This window comes from Paraburkholderia phenoliruptrix, assembly GCF_019511605.1.
Taxonomy (GTDB): domain Bacteria; phylum Pseudomonadota; class Gammaproteobacteria; order Burkholderiales; family Burkholderiaceae; genus Paraburkholderia; species Paraburkholderia phenoliruptrix_A.
The window spans coordinates 129178-147524 of record NZ_JAEUAV010000013.1; the positions used below are offsets into that span (position 1 = coordinate 129178).

The 18347-nt window shown below is 65.3% G+C and carries 13 protein-coding genes; 10 read left to right on the top strand and 3 right to left on the bottom strand.

What is annotated here, in order from left to right; all coding sequences use genetic code 11:
- The first annotated feature begins 119 nt into the window (after window positions 1–119).
- The 3 genes from JNB89_RS17900 to tldD all read left to right on the top strand — a co-directional run bounded on the left by JNB89_RS17900 (window position 120) and on the right by tldD (window position 6986).
- A complete protein-coding gene (locus JNB89_RS17900; RefSeq protein WP_220363158.1) occupies window positions 120–4319 on the top strand; it encodes a YhdP family protein in 4200 nt (1399 codons plus the stop codon).
- Between the two features lie 215 nt (window positions 4320–4534).
- Window positions 4535–5431, top strand: coding sequence for a carbon-nitrogen hydrolase family protein (locus JNB89_RS17905; RefSeq protein WP_220363159.1), 897 nt, complete (start codon window positions 4535–4537; stop codon window positions 5429–5431).
- Window positions 5432–5519: 88 nt separating this feature from the next.
- Window positions 5520–6986: a metalloprotease TldD gene (tldD, locus tag JNB89_RS17910; protein ID WP_013338088.1), complete on the top strand. Its 1467-nt coding sequence runs from the start codon at window positions 5520–5522 to the stop codon at window positions 6984–6986.
- A 105-nt stretch (window positions 6987–7091) separates the two neighbouring features.
- On the opposite strand, the gene JNB89_RS17915 is transcribed toward tldD, so the two are convergent.
- On the bottom strand, window positions 7092–7289 hold the full coding sequence (locus JNB89_RS17915) for a hypothetical protein (protein WP_167507875.1): 198 nt from the start codon (window positions 7287–7289) through the stop codon (window positions 7092–7094).
- Window positions 7290–7346: 57 nt separating this feature from the next.
- Between JNB89_RS17915 and aroG the strand changes: the two genes are divergently transcribed.
- Window positions 7347–8420, top strand: coding sequence for a 3-deoxy-7-phosphoheptulonate synthase AroG (gene aroG / locus JNB89_RS17920; protein WP_013338087.1), 1074 nt, complete (start codon window positions 7347–7349; stop codon window positions 8418–8420).
- Between the two features lie 145 nt (window positions 8421–8565).
- Here aroG and hmpA read toward each other — a convergent pair whose 3' ends face one another.
- Complete coding sequence (hmpA, locus tag JNB89_RS17925; RefSeq protein ID WP_220363160.1) at window positions 8566–9771, bottom strand: NO-inducible flavohemoprotein; 1206 nt, start codon at window positions 9769–9771, stop codon at window positions 8566–8568.
- 118 nt (window positions 9772–9889) lie between these two features.
- Entirely contained in the window at window positions 9890–10444 is a 555-nt protein-coding gene (locus JNB89_RS17930; RefSeq protein ID WP_013338085.1) for a cob(I)yrinic acid a,c-diamide adenosyltransferase, read from the bottom strand.
- A 551-nt stretch (window positions 10445–10995) separates the two neighbouring features.
- On the opposite strand from JNB89_RS17930, the gene JNB89_RS17935 reads away from it, so the two are divergent.
- The 6 genes from JNB89_RS17935 to proC all read left to right on the top strand — a co-directional run bounded on the left by JNB89_RS17935 (window position 10996) and on the right by proC (window position 18222).
- A complete protein-coding gene (locus JNB89_RS17935) occupies window positions 10996–12411 on the top strand; it encodes an FAD-linked oxidase C-terminal domain-containing protein (RefSeq protein ID WP_220363161.1) in 1416 nt (471 codons plus the stop codon).
- A gap of 171 nt (window positions 12412–12582) precedes the next feature.
- Window positions 12583–14076 (top strand): FAD-linked oxidase C-terminal domain-containing protein, encoded by a 1494-nt coding sequence (locus JNB89_RS17940; RefSeq protein ID WP_220363162.1) that lies wholly within the window; start codon window positions 12583–12585, stop codon window positions 14074–14076.
- A 135-nt stretch (window positions 14077–14211) separates the two neighbouring features.
- Complete coding sequence (gene glcE / locus JNB89_RS17945; protein WP_220363163.1) at window positions 14212–15300, top strand: glycolate oxidase subunit GlcE; 1089 nt, start codon at window positions 14212–14214, stop codon at window positions 15298–15300.
- 7 nt (window positions 15301–15307) lie between these two features.
- Window positions 15308–16534, top strand: coding sequence for a glycolate oxidase subunit GlcF (glcF, locus tag JNB89_RS17950; protein WP_135894224.1), 1227 nt, complete (start codon window positions 15308–15310; stop codon window positions 16532–16534).
- Window positions 16535–16580: 46 nt separating this feature from the next.
- Window positions 16581–17279 (top strand): YggS family pyridoxal phosphate-dependent enzyme, encoded by a 699-nt coding sequence (locus tag JNB89_RS17955; RefSeq protein WP_220363164.1) that lies wholly within the window; start codon window positions 16581–16583, stop codon window positions 17277–17279.
- A gap of 127 nt (window positions 17280–17406) precedes the next feature.
- Window positions 17407–18222, top strand: coding sequence for a pyrroline-5-carboxylate reductase (gene proC / locus JNB89_RS17960; RefSeq protein WP_013338079.1), 816 nt, complete (start codon window positions 17407–17409; stop codon window positions 18220–18222).
- The last annotated feature ends 125 nt before the right edge of the window (window positions 18223–18347 follow it).

The following is an 18347-nucleotide window of genomic DNA, read 5'->3' on the forward strand; positions in this document are numbered from 1 at the left end:
GCCGATGCCGGCCGTGCAGCGGCGCACAGACAGGGTTTCACGAAGTCCTGTCGACGCTTTTCTGTGTGTTACATTTCGTCGTTAACTCGCAAAACTACCATACGCCCACCCGCCGCAGCATGTCCGAGCGAAACGAATCCGCCGACCCGCAGGAAACCGGGCAGGCCCGGCCTGTGAGCGGAGGCGACCATGTCGTGCTGCGCCGGACTCTTCACGTCGTTCTCGCGCTTGCGCTCGTCCTGTATTTCATCGCGGCGGGACTCTTTCTCGGCTTGCGTTATGGCGTGCTGCCGCGCGCCGACGCGTTCCGTCCGCGCATCGAGGCGACCGTCTCCGACAAGCTGCATGCGCAGTTCAGCATCGGCAAACTCGCGCCGCATTGGAGCGGCTTCCAGCCAGGGCTCGACATCACGAATCTGGTGATTCGCGACCGCGAAGGCAAACCTGCGCTCACCATCCCGCACGCCACCGCGACGCTGTCGTGGCGTTCGCTGTGGCAGTTTCGTCCGGTGCTCTCGAGTCTGATCGTCGACCAGCCCGACGTGCTGATCGCGCGCGGCAGCGACGGCGTGCTGTCGGTTGCCGGCGTGCCGGTGCCGACGCGTCATAGCGGCAACGACACATTGTCGACGTGGCTCATGCGCCAGCAGGCCATCGTCGTGCGGGGCGGCGTGCTGCGCTGGCGCGACGCCCAGCGCGACGCGCCCGAACTCGCGCTGCGCGACATCCGCATTGCGATTCTCAACGACGGTTACGACCACCGCCTCGCGCTTCAGGCGCCGCCCGACGGCCATCTGCTGCGCGGCCCGCTGGACTTCCGCACGCATTTCCGGCACGCGCCGCTTGCCGCCATAGGCAAGCCGGTGAACTGGAAAGGGCAAGCCTATGTGTCGACGGGACCGGTCGACCTGCCCACGCTCGCGCGCTACATCAAATTCCCGATCGAGACGTTTGCAGGACGCATCGACAACGCAATCTGGGTTGATTTCGCCGACGGTCGCATGAGTTCGGCAAGCGGCCAGATGAACGGCGCCGATGTCGCTTTGCGCGTGCGGCCCACGCAGCCGAAGCTGCTGCTGCCGGTAGCCAGTTTCGGCTGGCGCGTGGAGGGGCAGCAAGGCGACTACAAGCTGCAACTGAACGACCTGCGCGCCGAACTGGGCCAGCCGCCGCTCGATGACGGCACGCCGCTCACGCGCACGCTCGCGTTCCGCACGCTGGACGGCCACTACCGGATGGCCTCGCAGCAGCACGGCCAGCTCATCAGCGTGGCGGGCGACCGCGTCGACCTGGGCATTCTCGCGGAATTCAGCCGCGCGCTGCCGCTGCCGCGGCGGCTCCTGAACAACCTCGTGCGCTATAACCCGCGCGGGCTCGTCGCCAATTATGTGATCGAAGTCGAGCGCGCGAAGCCGGAGTCGGGCGAGCCCGGGGGCGACCGGCACGGCACGGGCGCCGAGCCCATCGAGCGTTACCGCTTCAAGGGCGATCTGCAGGGCATCAGCGTCGCCGCGCAGGAACCGCCGCCGGGGCTGACCGCACGCAACCACCCGCGCGCGGGTATTCCGGGCATCGAAAATCTGTGGGGCAGCGTGGATGCCGATCAGCACCGCGGCACCGCCACGCTCGACACCAGCAACGTCGCGATTACGCTGCCGGGCGTGTTCGACGATCCGCGCCTGCTGCTCGACCGTCTGCATGGTCGCGCCGACTGGACCATCTCGCCGAAAGCGCCCGGCGAGAACCACCCGGCGTTTACGGTCAAGCTGGCCGACTTCGGCGTTTCGAACGCGGACGTGGCGGCCACCGCGAGCGCCGACTACAGCAACCCCGGCCACGGCCGCGGCTCGCTCGACCTCACAGCGGATTTCGAGCGCGCGCAGGTGTCGCGCATCGTCCGTTATCTGCCCACCAGCATCAGCGAGAAACTGCGCATCTACCTCGGTCACGGCCTGCAGGCCGGCATGTCGCGCGGCGCGAAGATCGAGGTGCACGGCGATCTGACCAAATTCCCGTACTCGCGCGATCCCGAAGCGGGCATCTTCCATATCGTCGCGCCTTTCAAAGGCGGCAAGTTCGACCCGACGCCCTACCCGCCGCGCAAGATGCGCAACGGCACGCCAAACGTGTGGCCGCCGCTCGACGGCATCGACGGCGTGTTCGAAATCAGGCAGAACGTGCTGCGCTTCGACATCGACCGGGCGCGCTACAAGCGCGTTGCGCTGCGCAGCGTGAACGGCCGGATCGACGACCTCGGCACGCGCGAGTCCAGTCTCGTCATCAAAGGCGACGGCCTGGGTCCGCTCGCCGACATGCTCGACTACGTGAACGAAAGCTCGCTCGGCATCATGGCAAGGCATCAGACCGAAAAAGTTCGCGCTGAAGGGCCGGCCTCGCTCGCGCTCAAACTGACGGTGCCGCGCACGCCCAAGCCGCACATCGGCGTGGAAGGCGCGCTCGGCTTTCAGAACAACCGTCTGAGCGTGGAGAACGTGCCGCCGCTGTCGCAATTGAAGGGCAAGGTGCGCTTTACGGAACGCAGTGCGCAGACCGAGCGGCTCACCGCGCGGTTTCTCGGCGGCGACATGCGGGCGAGCGGCGGTCTGAGGCAGGACGGCACTTACGCGCTGGACGTGGACGGCCACATCGCGGTCGATGCCGCGCGCGGCCTCGATCTGCACGGCCCCGCGGCGCAGGTGCTCACGCGCATGAGCGGTAGCGCGCCGTATGCGCTCAGCGTGCATGGCGCGAAGGGCAAGCTGCCGCAAGTAACGGCGAACTCGGATCTGACGGGGCTCGCGCTCGACTTCCCCGCGCCCTTCAACAAGCCGGTGGGCGAGCCGATGCCGCTGCACCTCGCCGCCGGTCCGTCGACTGTGGCGGGCGAAAGCGGGCTCGAGCGCGCCGAGCTGAACTTTGGCCCGATCGCCGCGCGCTATCTGCTGCACTATGAGCCCAAAACCCCGCCGACGGTGGTGCGCGGCGCGATCGGCGTCAACCGGCCGGCTGATCTGCCTTCCGAAGGCGTAATCGCCGCGGTCGACGTGGACGCCTTCGACGCCGACGCCTGGCGCGCGCTGATCTCGCAGTTGCGCAGCAACGAAGCGCCCGCGGCCCCCGCCGCCGCGGCCGCCGCGCCCGCTCCGCCGAACCCGACGGTCGCGCAGTTCCTGCCGAGCCGCTTTGCGCTGCACATCGGCACCTTGACGCTGCTCAAGCGTCACTGGGAAAGCGTGATCGTCGGCGCCTCCCACACGGACGGCAAATGGCAGGCAAACATCGCGTCCAATCAGGTGTCCGGCCACGTCTCGTGGCTGCCCGGCGTGAACAAGGCATCGCCCGGCACGCTGCAGGCGCGCTTTGCGCGCGTCGTGATTCCGTCGGTCGCGGACAAGGATCTGCTCGGCCAGGCCATGTCGGCACCGGCACAGAACATGCCGTCGATCGATCTCGTCGTCAGCGAATTGATCGTGCGCGACCGCAACATCGGCCGGCTGGAAGTCGGCGCGCACAACTTCACCGAAGACGGCGTGCCGGTCTGGCAACTCGACAAGCTGGACATAACGAACCCGTCGGCCACGCTCACTGCGACGGCCAACTGGCGCACCTCGACGGAACTCGGCAACGCCGCCGACGAAACCACCCCGCGGCGCACCGTGTTCGATTTCAAGCTCGACATCAAGGACGCGGGCGGGCTGCTCGAGCGCTTCGGCCAGCCGCGCACGCTGAAGGCGGGCAGCGGCACGCTGTCCGGCAAGATGGTGTGGCGCGGCGGACCGACGGCAATCGACTATCCGACGCTCAACGGCAATCTCGCCGTGGACCTGCGCCACGGTCAGATCCTCAAGGTCGATCCGGGCGTGGCCAAGCTGCTTGGCGTGCTCAGTCTGCAAAGCCTCGCGCGCTTCGCCACGCTCAATTTCCGCGACGTGATCGGCGAGGGTCTGCCGTTCGAACATGTGACGGGCACCGCGCAGGTCCGCAACGGCATCGGCCGCACCGAGAATTTCGAAATGGTGACCGCGCCGGCCCGTGCCGAGATGAAGGGCTCCGTCGACCTCGCGCAGGAAACCCAAGACCTGCATGTGCAGATCGTGCCGACCGTCAGCGCGGGCGCGGCGGTCGTCGCGGCCGCCGTGGTCAATCCGCTGCTCGGCCTCGGCGCGCTGGTGGCGGATCTGGCGTTCAGCAAATCGGTGTCGCATGCGTTTGCGCGCGAGTATGCGATTACCGGCTCCTGGTCGAAACCGCACATCGAGCGGGTCAAGAGCGATCGGGGTAAGATGGACGCTCCAGCTTCGACCGCCGGCGCCAACTGAGCGGCGAGCCGGGCGTCCCGGGCGATTGCGCCGGAATTGCGCTGCGGCGGGGCGAAAGCCGCACTGTCGGCGCAGCGCTCGGCGGCCCGGCGCATACATGGCCGCTTCTGTGATGCAGCGCGTGGCGCGGTGCCGGCGGCCTGGGCCTGCCCTGAACGACGTAGGCGGCGCCGGCTGTCGCGCCGCCGTCCTGCCGGGAGTTTTCCAAGACGCTCATGAGCGAAACACACGTCTCTTCAAGTTCATTGCCCGCCTCCTCCACCGCTGCGCCGCATGCCGCGCAGAGCGAGCCGGCGGCCGGCGCGCAGGGCACCTTTCGCGTCGCCGCACTGCAAATGGTCAGCACGCCGGAACCGGAACGCAATCTGGCCGAGGCCGAACGCCTGATGGCCGAAGCGGCGGCCGACGGCTCGCAACTCGTCTTGATGCCCGAATACTTCTGCTTCATGGGCTTCAAGGACACCGACAAGCTCGCCGTGCGCGAGGCTTACGGCGACGGTCCGATCCAGCGTTTTCTCGCGGATGCCGCGCGCCGCCACAAGCTGTGGGTGATCGGCGGTACGTTGCCGATCGCCGCACCCGAGCCGTCGCGCGTGCTCAACACCACACTGGTGTTCGACCCGCAAGGCAACGAGGCCGCGCGCTACGACAAGATCCACCTGTTCAACTTCGAAAAGGGCGAGGAATCGTTCGACGAGGCGCGCACCATCTGCCCCGGCGGCGAAGTCCGCACCTTCCAGTCGCCGTTCGGGCGCGTGGGCTTGTCGGTCTGCTACGATTTGCGCTTTCCCGAGCTGTACCGGCGCATGGGCGATTGCACGCTGATGGTGGTGCCCTCGGCGTTCACTTACACGACGGGCCGCGCGCATTGGGAAATGCTGCTGCGCGCTCGCGCCGTCGAAAACCAGTGCTACGTGCTGGCCGCGGCGCAAGGCGGCAAGCATGAGAACGGCCGCCGCACCTGGGGCCACAGCATGCTGATCGACCCGTGGGGCGAAATCGTCGCGGTGCGCGACGAGGGCGCCGGCGTGGTCGCGGGTACGCTGGAGCGCGCCCGCATCGACGAAGTGCGGCAAAGCCTGCCGGCCTGGCGTCATCGGGTGCTGGGCTAGCAACAGAGATTGAAACTGCGGCCTGCCTCACTCATATAGTGACGGTGGCGCCAACCGAACCCTTCGTATCGAGCAGAACATACTTCGCATGAACATCATCGAACCCGGTATCCGTAATCTCGCCACCGCCAAGGACATCCTCCTCGCGCCCTACGGTCTCGACGAATCCCTGCTCACCCGCACGCTCGCCGAAATCTTCACGCATCGTGTCGACTACGCCGACCTGTATTTCCAGGCAACGCGCAGCGAAGCCTGGAGCCTCGAAGAAGGCATCGTCAAGTCGGGCAGTTTCAGCATCGACCAGGGCGTGGGCGTGCGCGCCGTGTCAGGCGACCGCACGGCTTTCGCCTATTCCGACGACCTCTCTCCGGAAGCGATCCGCCAGGCGGCCATTGCCACCCGCGCGATCGCCAAGGCCGGCGGCGGCAAGCAGAAGATCAAGGTAGCGTCGTCGCTGACGGGCATTGCCGGGCGCGATCTGTACCTGCCCGCCGATCCGCTGCATTCGCTCGACGCAACCGCCAAGGTCAAGCTGCTCGAGCGCATCGAACACATGGCCCGCGGCCGCGACCGGCGCATCCAGCAGGTCATGGCGGGCCTCGCGGGCGAATACGACGTCGTGCTGGTCGCGCGCAGCGACGGCGGCTTCGCGGCCGACATCCGCCCGCTGGTGCGGGTCTCCGTCACCGTGATCGCGGAGCAGAACGGCCGCCGCGAGGTGGGCAGCGGCGGCGGCGGCGGCCGCTTCGACTACAGCTACTTCACCGACGAAGTGCTGTCGCGCTATGTCGACGACGCGGTGCACGCGGCGCTCGTGAACCTCGAGGCGCGCCCCGCTCCGGCCGGCGCGATGACGGTAGTGCTCGGCCCGGGCTGGCCCGGCGTGCTGCTGCATGAAGCAATTGGCCACGGCCTCGAAGGCGACTTCAATCGCAAGGGGTCGTCCGCGTTCGCCGGACGCATTGGCGAGCAGGTCGCGGCGAAAGGCGTGACGGTCGTCGACGACGGCACGCTGCCGAACCGCCGCGGCTCGCTCAATATCGACGACGAAGGCAACCCGACCCAGTGCACGACGCTAATCGAGGACGGCATTCTGAAGGGCTACATTCAGGACACGCTCAACGCACGGCTGATGAAAATGCCGGTCACAGGCAACGCGCGGCGCGAATCGTACGCGGCGCTGCCCATGCCGCGCATGACCAACACGTACATGCTGAACGGCGACAAGGATCCGCAGGAAATCATCGAGTCGGTCAAAAACGGCCTGTACGCGGTGAATTTCGGCGGCGGCCAGGTCGACATCACGAACGGGAAATTCGTGTTCTCGGCCTCCGAGGCCTACATGATCGAGAATGGCAAGGTCACCTACCCGGTCAAGGGCGCGACGCTGATCGGCAGCGGCCCCGAATCGCTCAAGTTCGTGAGCATGATCGGCAATGACATGAAGCTGGACTCGGGCGTCGGCGTGTGCGGCAAGGAAGGCCAGAGCGTGCCGGTGGGCGTGGGTCAGCCGACGCTGCGCATCGACCGGATGACCGTGGGCGGCACGGCCTGAACCTGAGATTTCCGCATACTTCGTGCACGGAACTGGCGAAGTATGCGGATTTCCCGCATTTTTCCCGCATCCCGCTTGTCAACCGCGCTTGACCGGGTTATAAAGTCATTCACCTTTCTTGACCAGCGACTCCCTTTCGCCATGTCCGCCAAGTTTTACTTTTACTTTTTCTGGTATCTCAGACCGCTGGCGGATCGAGAGGGGTGTTAGCGCACGCAGAACACCGAGAATTCCCGAAAAACCGCCAGCGAGTCTGGCGGTTTTTTTTCGCCCCGAGTCTTTGCACATCCAGTTTTTGAACAAACCGCCCTGCACGCGCCGCCCGCGCGAACACGCTACGAACCGAACGAGGAGAACAACATGCCCCCGCACAACACCGACGATGTCCGCATTCGAGAATTGAAAGAACTCACTCCCCCGGCGCACCTGATCCGCGAGTTCGCGTGCGACGAAGCCGTGTCCGACCTGATCTACAACTCGCGCACCGCGATGCATCGCATTCTGCACGGCATGGACGACCGCCTGATCGTGATCATCGGCCCGTGCTCGATTCACGACACCAAAGCGGCAATGGAATACGCAAGGCGTCTCGTCGAACAGCGCAAGCGTTTTGCGGGCGAACTCGAAGTGGTGATGCGCGTGTACTTCGAAAAGCCGCGCACGACGGTCGGCTGGAAAGGCCTCATCAACGATCCGCACATGGACAACAGCTTCAAGATCAACGAAGGCTTGCGCACCGCGCGCGAACTGCTGTTGCGCATCAACGAACTGGGCCTGCCGGCCGGCACCGAGTACCTCGACATGATCAGCCCGCAGTACATTGCCGATCTGATTTCGTGGGGTGCGATCGGCGCGCGGACCACGGAGTCGCAGGTGCACCGCGAACTGGCTTCGGGACTGTCGTGCCCGGTCGGCTTCAAGAACGGCACCGACGGCAACGTCAAGATTGCCGTCGACGCGATCAAGGCTGCCTCGCAGCCGCACCATTTCCTGTCGGTCACGAAGGGCGGGCATTCGGCGATCGTGTCGACGGCCGGCAACGAGGACTGCCACATCATCCTGCGCGGCGGCAAAGCGCCGAACTACGACGCGGACAGCGTGAACGCAGCGTGCTCGGACATCGGCAAGGCTGGGCTCGCCGCGCGTCTGATGATCGACGCGAGCCACGCGAACAGCTCGAAGAAGCACGAGAACCAGATTCCGGTGTGCGCGGACATCGGCCGCCAGATTGCTTCGGGCGACGAAAGAATTGTCGGCGTCATGGTGGAATCGCACCTGGTGGCAGGCCGCCAGGATTTGCAGGAAGGCTGCGCACTGACCTATGGTCAGAGCGTGACGGATGCATGCATCGGCTGGGACGACAGCGTCGCCGTGCTCGAGGGTCTGGCGGACGCAGTCAAGCAGCGGCGCGTGGCGCGCGGAAGCGGCAACTGAGCCGCGTCTCATTGCGTCTCACTGCATTTCGCCGCATCTCGCCGCATATCGCCGCATCTCGCCGATGCGGTTTCGCAGCTCGTAGTCAAAAAACCCGGCTCGATGAGCCGGGTTTTTATCTGGTGGCCCGAACGGACGAATCGACTTACTCCACGGCACCCGAACCGAATACTTCCGTGTGGATCCGCGCGGGCTCCACGCCGAGAGTAGTCAGTGCATCGCGCTGCGCGCGCATGAACGGCACCGGGCCGCAGATGTAGTAATCCGCGTCCGGCACGATTACACGGTCCGCAATTTTCGTCACGTCCAGACGACCTTCGAAATCGTAGTCGACGCCCTGCCGGTCGGCTGCCTCCACGGCTTCATAGAACACGACGCGCTTCACGTTCAGATGCGCGGCCACCGTCTCGTTCAGCCACTCGCGGAACGCATGCACGCGGCCGTTGCGGCAAGCGTGCACGAAGCTCACGCTGCGCTCGCTGCCGTCGGCGAGCAGCGTCGAGAGCATGGAGATCATCGGCGTGACGCCCACGCCGCCGCTCATCAATACGACCGGCGTGCTCTTCTTGCGCTCGAGCGTAAAGTCGCCCATCGGCGCGCTCACATGCACGACGGTGCCCTCTTCCACGTCGGCGTGGAGCAGATTCGACACATGGCCGGGCGCCGCGTCTTCGCGACCGTCTTCGCGCTTGACAGAAATGCGCAGCCACTTGCCATGCGGCGCATCCGACAAGCTGTACTGGCGCGGCTGGTCCACGCCGAGCTTGTCGACAAAGCGCGTCACACTGACGTACTGGCCCGGTTCGAAGCCACACGCGGCGGCGCCGTCGGCCGGAGTGAGGTAGAAAGACGTGATTTCGTCACTCTCGACCTGCTTGCGCGCCACCTTGAACGGGCGGAAGCCGCTCCACGCCGCGCCCTCGTAAAGCTTCGCCTCAGTGCCGACAAAAATATTCGCGAGCTGCCCGTAAGCCACTTGCCATGCGTCGAGCGTCGGCTGATCGACCGCGTCGCCGAGCACGTCGACGATCGCGCCCAGCAAATGGCGGCCGACAATCGGGTAGTGCTCCGGGCGGATGTTCAGGCTCGCGTGCTTGTTGGCGATTCGCGAGACGGCGGGCCCGAGCGCGCCCAGATTGTCGATGTTGGCCGCGTATGCATATACCGCGCGAGCGAGCGTTTCCGGCTGGTTGCCGCTTTGCTGATGCGTCTGATTGAACAGGTTTTTCAGTTCCGGATGGTGCGCGAACATGCGCTTGTAGAAGTGCCTGGTGATGGTCGTGCCATGTTCGGCGAGCACGGGAACTGTTGCTTTGACGCGGGCAATCTGATCAGCGGTAAGGGCGGTCATCTGTACTTCTCCTTAAAGATGCAAATACGATACATCTTTAAGATTACAGTTTCGCTCAGACAGATTGTCGCAGGCGGAAACCTGCGTCGTGCCTGCCTACGCGGGCCGCATCGACTGCCTACGCGCGGTTGCGATCATGCTGCCAGAGGACGTCGGTGCCGCCGTCAGCGCGATTTAATACGCGCGCAAGCACAAAGAGCAGATCCGACAGACGGTTCACATATTGACGCGGCGCCGCGTTGAGCGCTTCCTGTTCTCCGAGCGCGACGATCGCCCGCTCGGCGCGGCGGCAAACGGTGCGGCAGACGTGCGCGAGCGACGCCGCCCGCGAGCCGCCCGGCAAGATAAATTCCTTCAGCGGCGGCAAGGCCGCGTTGTACTCGGCGAGCCAGCCGTCGAGTTGGGCAAGGTGGCGCTCGGTGATCATGGTGTGGCCGGGAATGCAAAGCTCGCCGCCCAGATCGAACAGATCGTGCTGGATCGCCAGCAACGCGGCCCGCACGTCCTGCGGCAGCGTTTGGCACAACAGCACGCCCAGATTCGAGTTCAGTTCGTCCACATCGCCGATTGCGGCTATGCGTGCGCTGTCTTTACGCACGCGCCGGCCATCGCCGAGGCCGGTGGTGCCGTCGTCGCCGGTGCGCGTGGCAATCTTGCTCAGGCGGTTACCCATGATGTGTTCCCATTCGATCGGTGATGAGGCGGGCGCCGTTCGGCTTTTCGCGCGCGGCAGGCGGGAGACAGCCAGCGCGCATCGGGCCTTGTGCATGCGCCGTGTATGGCATTGCGTTGACCATCTTGCGCGCATCCCGCGCTCGCCGCCATTATAGGAGCGACGGGCGAGGCTACCCGGAGACGCGGAGATGCAGAGGCGCGGTACGAGTTGCGCTGATCCAAACCTCGCTGACGAGCGATCGGCGTAGAATGAAACACCTGCTGCAAAGCGGTTCACAACGCTTCGCCAGGATTAGTAGCGACTATTTTCATTTGGCCAGAGTGGGCCCTGAGCCTGGTCAACCACGATAGCCAGGACTAGACGCAGCGCAAAAGCGCTAATTCTGGCCGATACGATAGATAGAACCGGAGTAAGCGCCAAAGCCCTAACTCAGGTCGATACCATAGCTAGAACCAGAGTGAGCGCTAAAGCGCTAACTCCGGTCGATACCATAGGTAGGACCCGAGTAAGCGCTAAAGCGCTAACTCGGGTCGATAACGGAGACATGCGTGAATAACCTTGTTACGCCGGCCCCGCTGCGCCGGCCGTTCCCCGCCGAACTGCTCAGCGCGCTCACCGAAGCCTTCGGCGAACGCGTGTCCATCGCGCAAGCCGTGCGCGAGCACCATGGCCGCGACGAATCGCCGTTCGATCCCCAACTGCCCGACGCCGTCGTATTCGCGCGGAATACCGAAGACGTCCAGACCGTCGTCCGGCTCTGCGGCCAGTACAACGTGCCGATCATTCCCTACGGCAACGGCTCGTCGCTCGAAGGGCACTTGCTCGCGGTGCAAGGCGGCGTGTCGATTGATCTGTCAGAAATGAACCGAGTGCTGTCGATCAACGCCGAAGATCTGACAGTTACTGTCGAGCCCGGCATTTCACGAAAGCAGTTGAACGAGGCGCTGCGCGACACCGGCCTGTTCTTCCCCATCGATCCAGGCGCGGATGCGAGCATCGGCGGCATGTCGGCAACGCGTGCTTCCGGTACCAATGCGGTGCGCTACGGCACGATGCGCGAGAACGTTCTTGGGCTGACCGTCGTGCTGGCCGACGGCCGCGTCATCAAAACGGGAACACGGGCGCGCAAGTCGTCCGCGGGTTACGACCTCACGCGGCTTTTCGTGGGCTCCGAAGGCACGCTCGGCGTCATCACGGAAATCACCCTGCGTCTGTATCCGCAGCCGGAAGCGGTATCCGCCGCGGTCTGCGCGTTTCCGTCGATGGGCGATGCCGTGCGCGCCGTCATCGAAACGATTCAGATCGGCGTGCCGATTGCCCGCGTCGAATTCGTCGACGCGCTCGCAATCCGCTCCATCAACCGGCATTCGAACCTCACGCTGCGCGAGGCGCCCACGTTGTTTTTCGAGTTCCACGGCACCGAAGCCGGCGTCCAGGAACAGGCCCAACTGGTGCAGGAACTCGCTGGGCAGAACGGCGGCGAAGGCTTCGAATGGGCGACGCGGCCGGAAGATCGCAGCCGTCTGTGGAATGCGCGTCACAACGCCTATTTCGCGATGCTGCAATTGAAGCCGGGTTGCCGTGCCGTCACTACCGACGTCTGCGTGCCGATCTCGCGCCTCGCGCAATGCGTCGTCGAAACGGAGCAGGACCTGAAGGACTCTCCGCTGCCCTGCCCCATCGTCGGCCATGTCGGCGACGGCAACTTCCACGTCGCAATTCTGATCGATCCGAACAAGCCGGAGGAACTGGCCGAGGCCGAGCGTCTGAACCATCGCATCGTGCAGCGTGCGTTGAGCATGGACGGCACCTGTACCGGCGAGCACGGGGTGGGCCTGCACAAGATGGGCTTTCTGCTCGAAGAACACGGCGATGTCGCGGTCGACACAATGCGCTCGATCAAACACGCGTTGGACCCGCGCAATCTGATGAACCCGGGCAAGATTTTCAGCTGGGCGGCGTGATATGCGAGGCCGTGCGCGGCCATGCAGCGCCGAGGCAGAACGAGGCGTAACTGAGCAGCAAGCGAGCGGTCGAACCGCCACGGTGGCCGCCTGCAACGCCCGCGCCCGCGCCAACGAGCGCCGGGCGACGGGCGACGGGCGAAAGGCAAGAGGCAAGAGGAGACGATGCACATGAACGCACCCGCCGAACTGACGGCCGAAGTTCTCGCAGAGCGTCAGCGCGAAGTCGTGCAGGCGCTGATGGCGGTACTGCCGAACCACTGCCTGCTGTATCGCGACGAAGACACCGTCGCGTACGACTGCGACGGCCTTGCGGCCTATCGCCGGCTACCGCTTGCCGTCGCTCTGCCCGAAACCGAGTCGCAGGTGCAGCGCATCGTGCAGATCTGTCATCGCCTTGGCGTGCCGATCGTGCCGCGCGGCGCGGGCACCGGTCTTTCCGGCGGCGCTATGCCGATTCGTCACGGCGTGGTGGTGTCGCTCGCGCGCTTCAGAAAGATCATCGAAGTCGACTCCTACGCGCGGACCGCCACCGTGCAGCCGGGCGTGCGCAACCTGTCGATCTCGGAAGCGGCCGCGCCTTACGGCCTGTACTACGCGCCTGACCCGTCGTCGCAGATTGCCTGCACGATCGGCGGCAACGTTTCCGAGAATTCGGGCGGCGTGCACTGCCTGAAATACGGCCTCACCGTGCATAACGTGCTGCGCGTGCGCGCCGTGACGATGGAAGGCGAGATCGTCGAATTCGGCTCGCTCGGACCGGACGCGCCCGGCCTCGACCTGCTCGCGGTTCTGATAGGCAGCGAAGGCATGTTCGCAATCGTCACCGAGGTCACCGTCAAGCTGATACCCAAACCGCAAACGGCGCAGGTCATCATGGCAAGTTTCGACGACGTCGTGAAAGGCGGCGATGCGGTCGCCGGCATCATCGCGGCGGGCATCATTCCGGCGGGCCTCGAGATGATGGACAAGCCCGCCACGCGCGCCGTGGAGGAGTTCGTACACGCGGGCTACGACCTCGATGCGGCAGCCATCCTGCTGTGCGAATCCGACGGCACGCCCGAGGAAGTCGCCGACGAGATCGTGCGCATGACCGCGGTGCTGCGCGAGCACGGCGCGACCCGCATCCAGATCTCGCGCACGGAAAACGAGCGGCTGCGCTTCTGGTCCGGCCGCAAGAACGCGTTCCCGGCCGCCGGCCGCATTTCGCCCGACTACTACTGCATGGACGGCACCGTGCCGCGCCGCAGTATCGGCCCCCTGTTGTCGCGCATCGAAGCAATGGAAAAGAAGTACGGACTGCGCTGCATCAACGTGTTTCATGCGGGCGACGGCAACATGCATCCGCTCATTCTTTTCAACGGCAACGACCGGGACGAATGGCACCGCGCCGAGGGGTTCGGCTCGGACATTCTCGAAGCGTGTGTCGAGTTGGGCGGCACGGTGACAGGTGAGCACGGCGTCGGCATCGAGAAGATAAACTCGATGTGCGTGCAGTTCTCGCCGGAAGAGCGCGACGCGTTTCACGCCGTCAAACGCGCTTTCGATCCGCCCGGCCTGCTGAATCCGGACAAGGGAATCCCCACCCGGGCACGCTGCGCCGAATACGGCAAGATGCACGTGCGCGGCGGTCTGCTACCGCATCCGGAGCTGCCGCGCTTCTAGCGTCACGCATCGCGCATAGCCCGTCGCGGCGGGGTTTCCAGCCTCCCACCCTGATTACCCGATGCGGGTCCGCTCCGGGTTGCCAGCAAGCCCCCGCCCGGTACAATCGTTCGAAACACAACGAAGCAGGGCATCATGGAAGAGGACGACATCGTCGCCATGTGGTCGGAGCGCGTGCGTTCCGCCAGCGCCGAGGGACGCGCGTTGCGCGTGCGCGGCGGCGGCACGAAAGACTGGTACGGTCAAACGCTGGAAGGCGAGATCCTCGACACGCGCGCCTATCGCGGCATCATCGCGTACGACCCGGCGGAACTGGTGATCACCGCACGCGCTGGCACGCCGCTTCTCGAAATCGAAGCCGCGCTCGCCGAACACAATCAGATGCTGGCCTTCGAGCCGCCGCACTTCGGGCCGCAGGCCACCTTCGGCGGCTGCGTGGCGGCGGGCATTGCCGGTCCGCGCCGTCCGTCGGCGGGCGCGGCGCGCGACTTCGTGCTGGGCGCGGTCATCATGAACGGCCAGGGACAAACACTGCACTTCGGCGGCCAGGTGGTAAAGAACGTCGCCGGTTATGACGTCTCGCGTCTGATGACGGGCTCGCTCGGCACGCTCGGGCTGATCCTCGAATTGTCGCTGAAGGTGCTGCCGCAGCCGCAGGCCGAAGCCACGCTCAAGTTCGACATGAACGGCACCGACGCCGTGCGCAAGCTCAACGAATGGGGCGGCCGCCCGCTGCCCATCACCGCGAGCGCCTGGCGACACGGCACGCTCGCCGTGCGTCTCGCAGGCGCAGAAAGTGCTGTGAAGTCGGCGCGTTCGTCGCTTGGCGGCGAAGTCGTCGACGCGGTCGAAGCGGAGCGCTTCTGGGCGGGTTTGCGCGAGCAGACCGACTCGTTCTTTGCGGCCATTCCGCCGAAAGCCGCACTGTGGCGGCTCGCGCTGCCGTCCATCACCGAGCCGCTGCAACTGCCGGGCGCGCAACTGATGGAATGGGGCGGCGCCCAGCGCTGGTGGATCACGGACACCGACGCGCAAACGGTGCGCATCAGCGCGAAACAGGCCGGCGGCCACGCCACGATTTTTCGCACGGGCCTCGGCTACGACCGCGGCGCCGGCGTATTCACACCGCTTCCCGCGCCGCTGATGAAAATTCATCGCGGCCTGAAAACCGCTTTCGATCCGGCCCGCATCTTCAATCGCGGACGTCTCTACCCTGACTTCTGAGCGCGCGATGCAAACCAATCTCGCGGACTTCATTCGCAACACGCCCGATGGCGACGAAGCCGACGCCATCTTGCGCAACTGCGTGCACTGCGGTTTCTGCACGGCCACCTGTCCCACCTATCAACTGCTCGGCGACGAGCTGGACGGTCCACGCGGCCGCATCTATCTGATCAAGCAGATGGTGGAAGGCGCCCAGGTTACGCGCAGCACGCAGGTCCACCTAGACCGGTGCCTCACTTGCCGCAATTGCGAAAGCACCTGCCCGTCTGGCGTGCAGTACGGCAAGCTGGTGGAAATCGGCCGCAAGATCACCGAGCAAAAAGTGACGCGCCCGCTCGGCCAGCGCCTCACGCGCAGACTCCTCGCGAGCTTCGTGCCGAATAGCGCGCTCTTCACGCCGACCATGCGACTCGGCCAGCATTTCCGCGCGCTGCTGCCGAGAAAACTGCGCGACAAGGTGCCGGCGCGGCAGCGTCCGCTCGCGTGGCCAAACGCCAAACACGACCGCAAGATGCTGATGCTCGCGGGCTGCGTGCAACCGTCGATGATGCCTAACATCAACACGGCGACTGCGCGCGTGCTGGATGCGCTCGGCATCGAAACGGTGGTCGCGCCGGACGCCGGCTGCTGCGGCGCAATCCGCCTGCATCTGGGCTACAACGACGAAGCGCTCGACGACATGCGCGCCAACATCGACGCATGGTGGCCGCATGTCGAAGCAGGCGTCGAGGCTATCGTGATGAACGCGTCGGGCTGCGGCGCAACCGTCAAGGAATACGCGCACCTGCTGCGGCACGATCCGGCGTATGCGGAGAAAGCGCACCGCATCGTCGAACTGACACGCGACATCGCCGAGATCCTGCCGGAATTCGAGGAAGAACTTGTCGCGCTCACGCGCCGCCGCGCGATCCATACCGTCGCGTTTCATCCGCCTTGCACGCTGCAGCATGGGCAGCAGGTGCGCGGCAGGGTCGAGCATCTGTTGACGAAGCTCGGCGTGGAAGTGCGCCTGCCCGCCGACAATCACCTGTGCTGCGGCTCGGCGGGCACGTACTCGCTCACGCAGCCGAAGCTCTCCTACGCACTGCGCGACCAGAAGCTCGAACGGCTGCATGCGCAGGAGCCGCAGGTAATTGTCTCGGCGAACGTCGGCTGCATTTCGCATTTGCAAAGCGGCACGTCGACGCCGGTCGCGCACTGGATTGAACTGGTCGAGCACATGCTGTCCGTATAATCGGGGCATCGTCCTTATCGACCTCAGGTTCGCTCCCGTTCGCTCCATGCCCGATCTGATCCATAACCTCGAAGCGGTGCAGCAACGCATCGCCACGGCCGCTCACGTAGCCGGACGCGACGCGCGTTCCATTGCGCTGCTCGCGGTCTCCAAGACCTTTCCCGCCGAGGACGTGCGCGCCGCCCACGCGGCCGGCCAGCGCGCGTTCGGCGAAAACTACGTGCAGGAAGCGCTCACCAAGATAGAAGCGCTCGGCGATTTGCGCGCTTCGCTCGAATGGCATTTCATCGGGCCGTTGCAGTCGAACAAGACGCGACCAGTGGCCGAGCATTTCGATTGGGTGCATTCGGTGGATCGGCTGAAGATCGCGCAGCGGCTTTCCGAGCAGCGTCCAGAGCACCTGCCGCCGCTGAACGTGTGCTTGCAGGTCAATATCAGCGGCGAGGCGTCGAAAAGCGGCGTCAGCGCCGAAGATGCCCTGCAGGTGGCAAAAGAAATTGCCGCGCTGCCGAGGCTCAGGTTGCGCGGGCTGATGGCGATTCCCGAGCCGGCCGGCAACATCGACCAGCAACGGGTGCCGCATCGCCGCTTACGCGAGCTGTTCGAACGTCTGCGAGACGAAGGCTTGCCGCTCGATACGCTTTCTATGGGCATGTCGAGCGATCTCGAGGCGGCCGTGCTCGAAGGCGCAACGATCGTGCGCGTGGGCACCGCGATATTCGGCGCCCGCGACTACTCGCATTGACGGCTGCGCAAGTGCTCAAAAAAGCGCTCATGTAGCACTCATGCAGTGCTCACGCAGCTTGATTCAGCGGCCGCGCAATCCTGACCAGTTCAGCTTCAAGATCTCAATCAAACCTTCCCGGAACATCATGAAAATTGCTTTTATCGGCGGCGGCAACATGGCTGCGGCGTTGATCGGCGGCCTCATCAAGCGCGGCGTCGCGCCCGCCGACCTGTATGCGATCGATCCGAACGAAGACGCGCGCAAGCGCAACGAAGAGCAGTTCGGTATCAAGACCGGCGCGGCCGCCGACGCGGCGCTCGCCGACTATGACGCCGTCGTGCTCGCGGTGAAACCGCAGATCCTGAAAAGCGTCGCCGCAGCGCTTGCAGCGCACCTGAAGGCGTCGCAACTGGTCATCAGCATCGTCGCCGGCATTCGCATGGACGACATGTCGCGCTGGCTGAACGGTCACGCGCGCGTCGTGCGCGTCATGCCCAATACGCCTGCGCTGATCGGCATGGGCGTCGCCGGCTTGACCGCGACCGCAAGCGTCGACGAAGCGGGCCGCGCGCTCGCCTCCCAGGTGCTCGGCGCGGTGGGCGAAACCGTATGGTTCGACGACGAAGCAAAAATCGACGCTGTCACCGCGATTTCAGGGAGCGGCCCGGCCTACGTGTTCTACTTCATCGAAGCATTGCAGGAGGCGGCGCGCCAACTCGGCATGGACGAAGCCCAAGGCCGCGCGCTCGCCGTGGCGACCTTCACCGGAGCCGCGCAACTGGCGGCAAACTCCGATGAACCGCCGAGCGTGTTGCGTGAGCGCGTGACCTCGAAGGGCGGCACAACCGCTGCGGCGCTTGCGTCGTTCGACGCGAGCGGCGTGAAGGACGCAATTGTGCGCGGCGCGCTCGCGGCCGACGCGCGCGCAAAAGAAATGGGCGAGGAGTTCGGCAGGCAGTAAACGGTTATCGACTGCTGTCCGCGAGCCGCCGTTTGCGGGAATGGAGTACGCCGCGGGCGCGCGGCCTCTGTTGGCGTAGGTCTGTCACAACGGACCGCGCGCTCACGGCGGCAAGCGCCGCCCGT

Coding starts and splice junctions, on each gene's coding strand:
- JNB89_RS17900 (WP_220363158.1), top strand. CDS start 120: ATGTCCGAGCGAAACGAATCCGCCGACCCGCAGGAAACCGGGCAGGCC.
- JNB89_RS17905 (WP_220363159.1), top strand. CDS start 4,535: ATGAGCGAAACACACGTCTCTTCAAGTTCATTGCCCGCCTCCTCCACC.
- glcE (WP_220363163.1), top strand. CDS start 14,212: ATGGAAGAGGACGACATCGTCGCCATGTGGTCGGAGCGCGTGCGTTCC.
- JNB89_RS17940 (WP_220363162.1), top strand. CDS start 12,583: ATGAACGCACCCGCCGAACTGACGGCCGAAGTTCTCGCAGAGCGTCAG.
- JNB89_RS17955 (WP_220363164.1), top strand. CDS start 16,581: ATGCCCGATCTGATCCATAACCTCGAAGCGGTGCAGCAACGCATCGCC.
- tldD (WP_013338088.1), top strand. CDS start 5,520: ATGAACATCATCGAACCCGGTATCCGTAATCTCGCCACCGCCAAGGAC.
- proC (WP_013338079.1), top strand. CDS start 17,407: ATGAAAATTGCTTTTATCGGCGGCGGCAACATGGCTGCGGCGTTGATC.
- hmpA (WP_220363160.1), bottom strand. CDS start 9,771: ATGACCGCCCTTACCGCTGATCAGATTGCCCGCGTCAAAGCAACAGTT.
- aroG (WP_013338087.1), top strand. CDS start 7,347: ATGCCCCCGCACAACACCGACGATGTCCGCATTCGAGAATTGAAAGAA.
- glcF (WP_135894224.1), top strand. CDS start 15,308: ATGCAAACCAATCTCGCGGACTTCATTCGCAACACGCCCGATGGCGAC.
- JNB89_RS17930 (WP_013338085.1), bottom strand. CDS start 10,444: ATGGGTAACCGCCTGAGCAAGATTGCCACGCGCACCGGCGACGACGGC.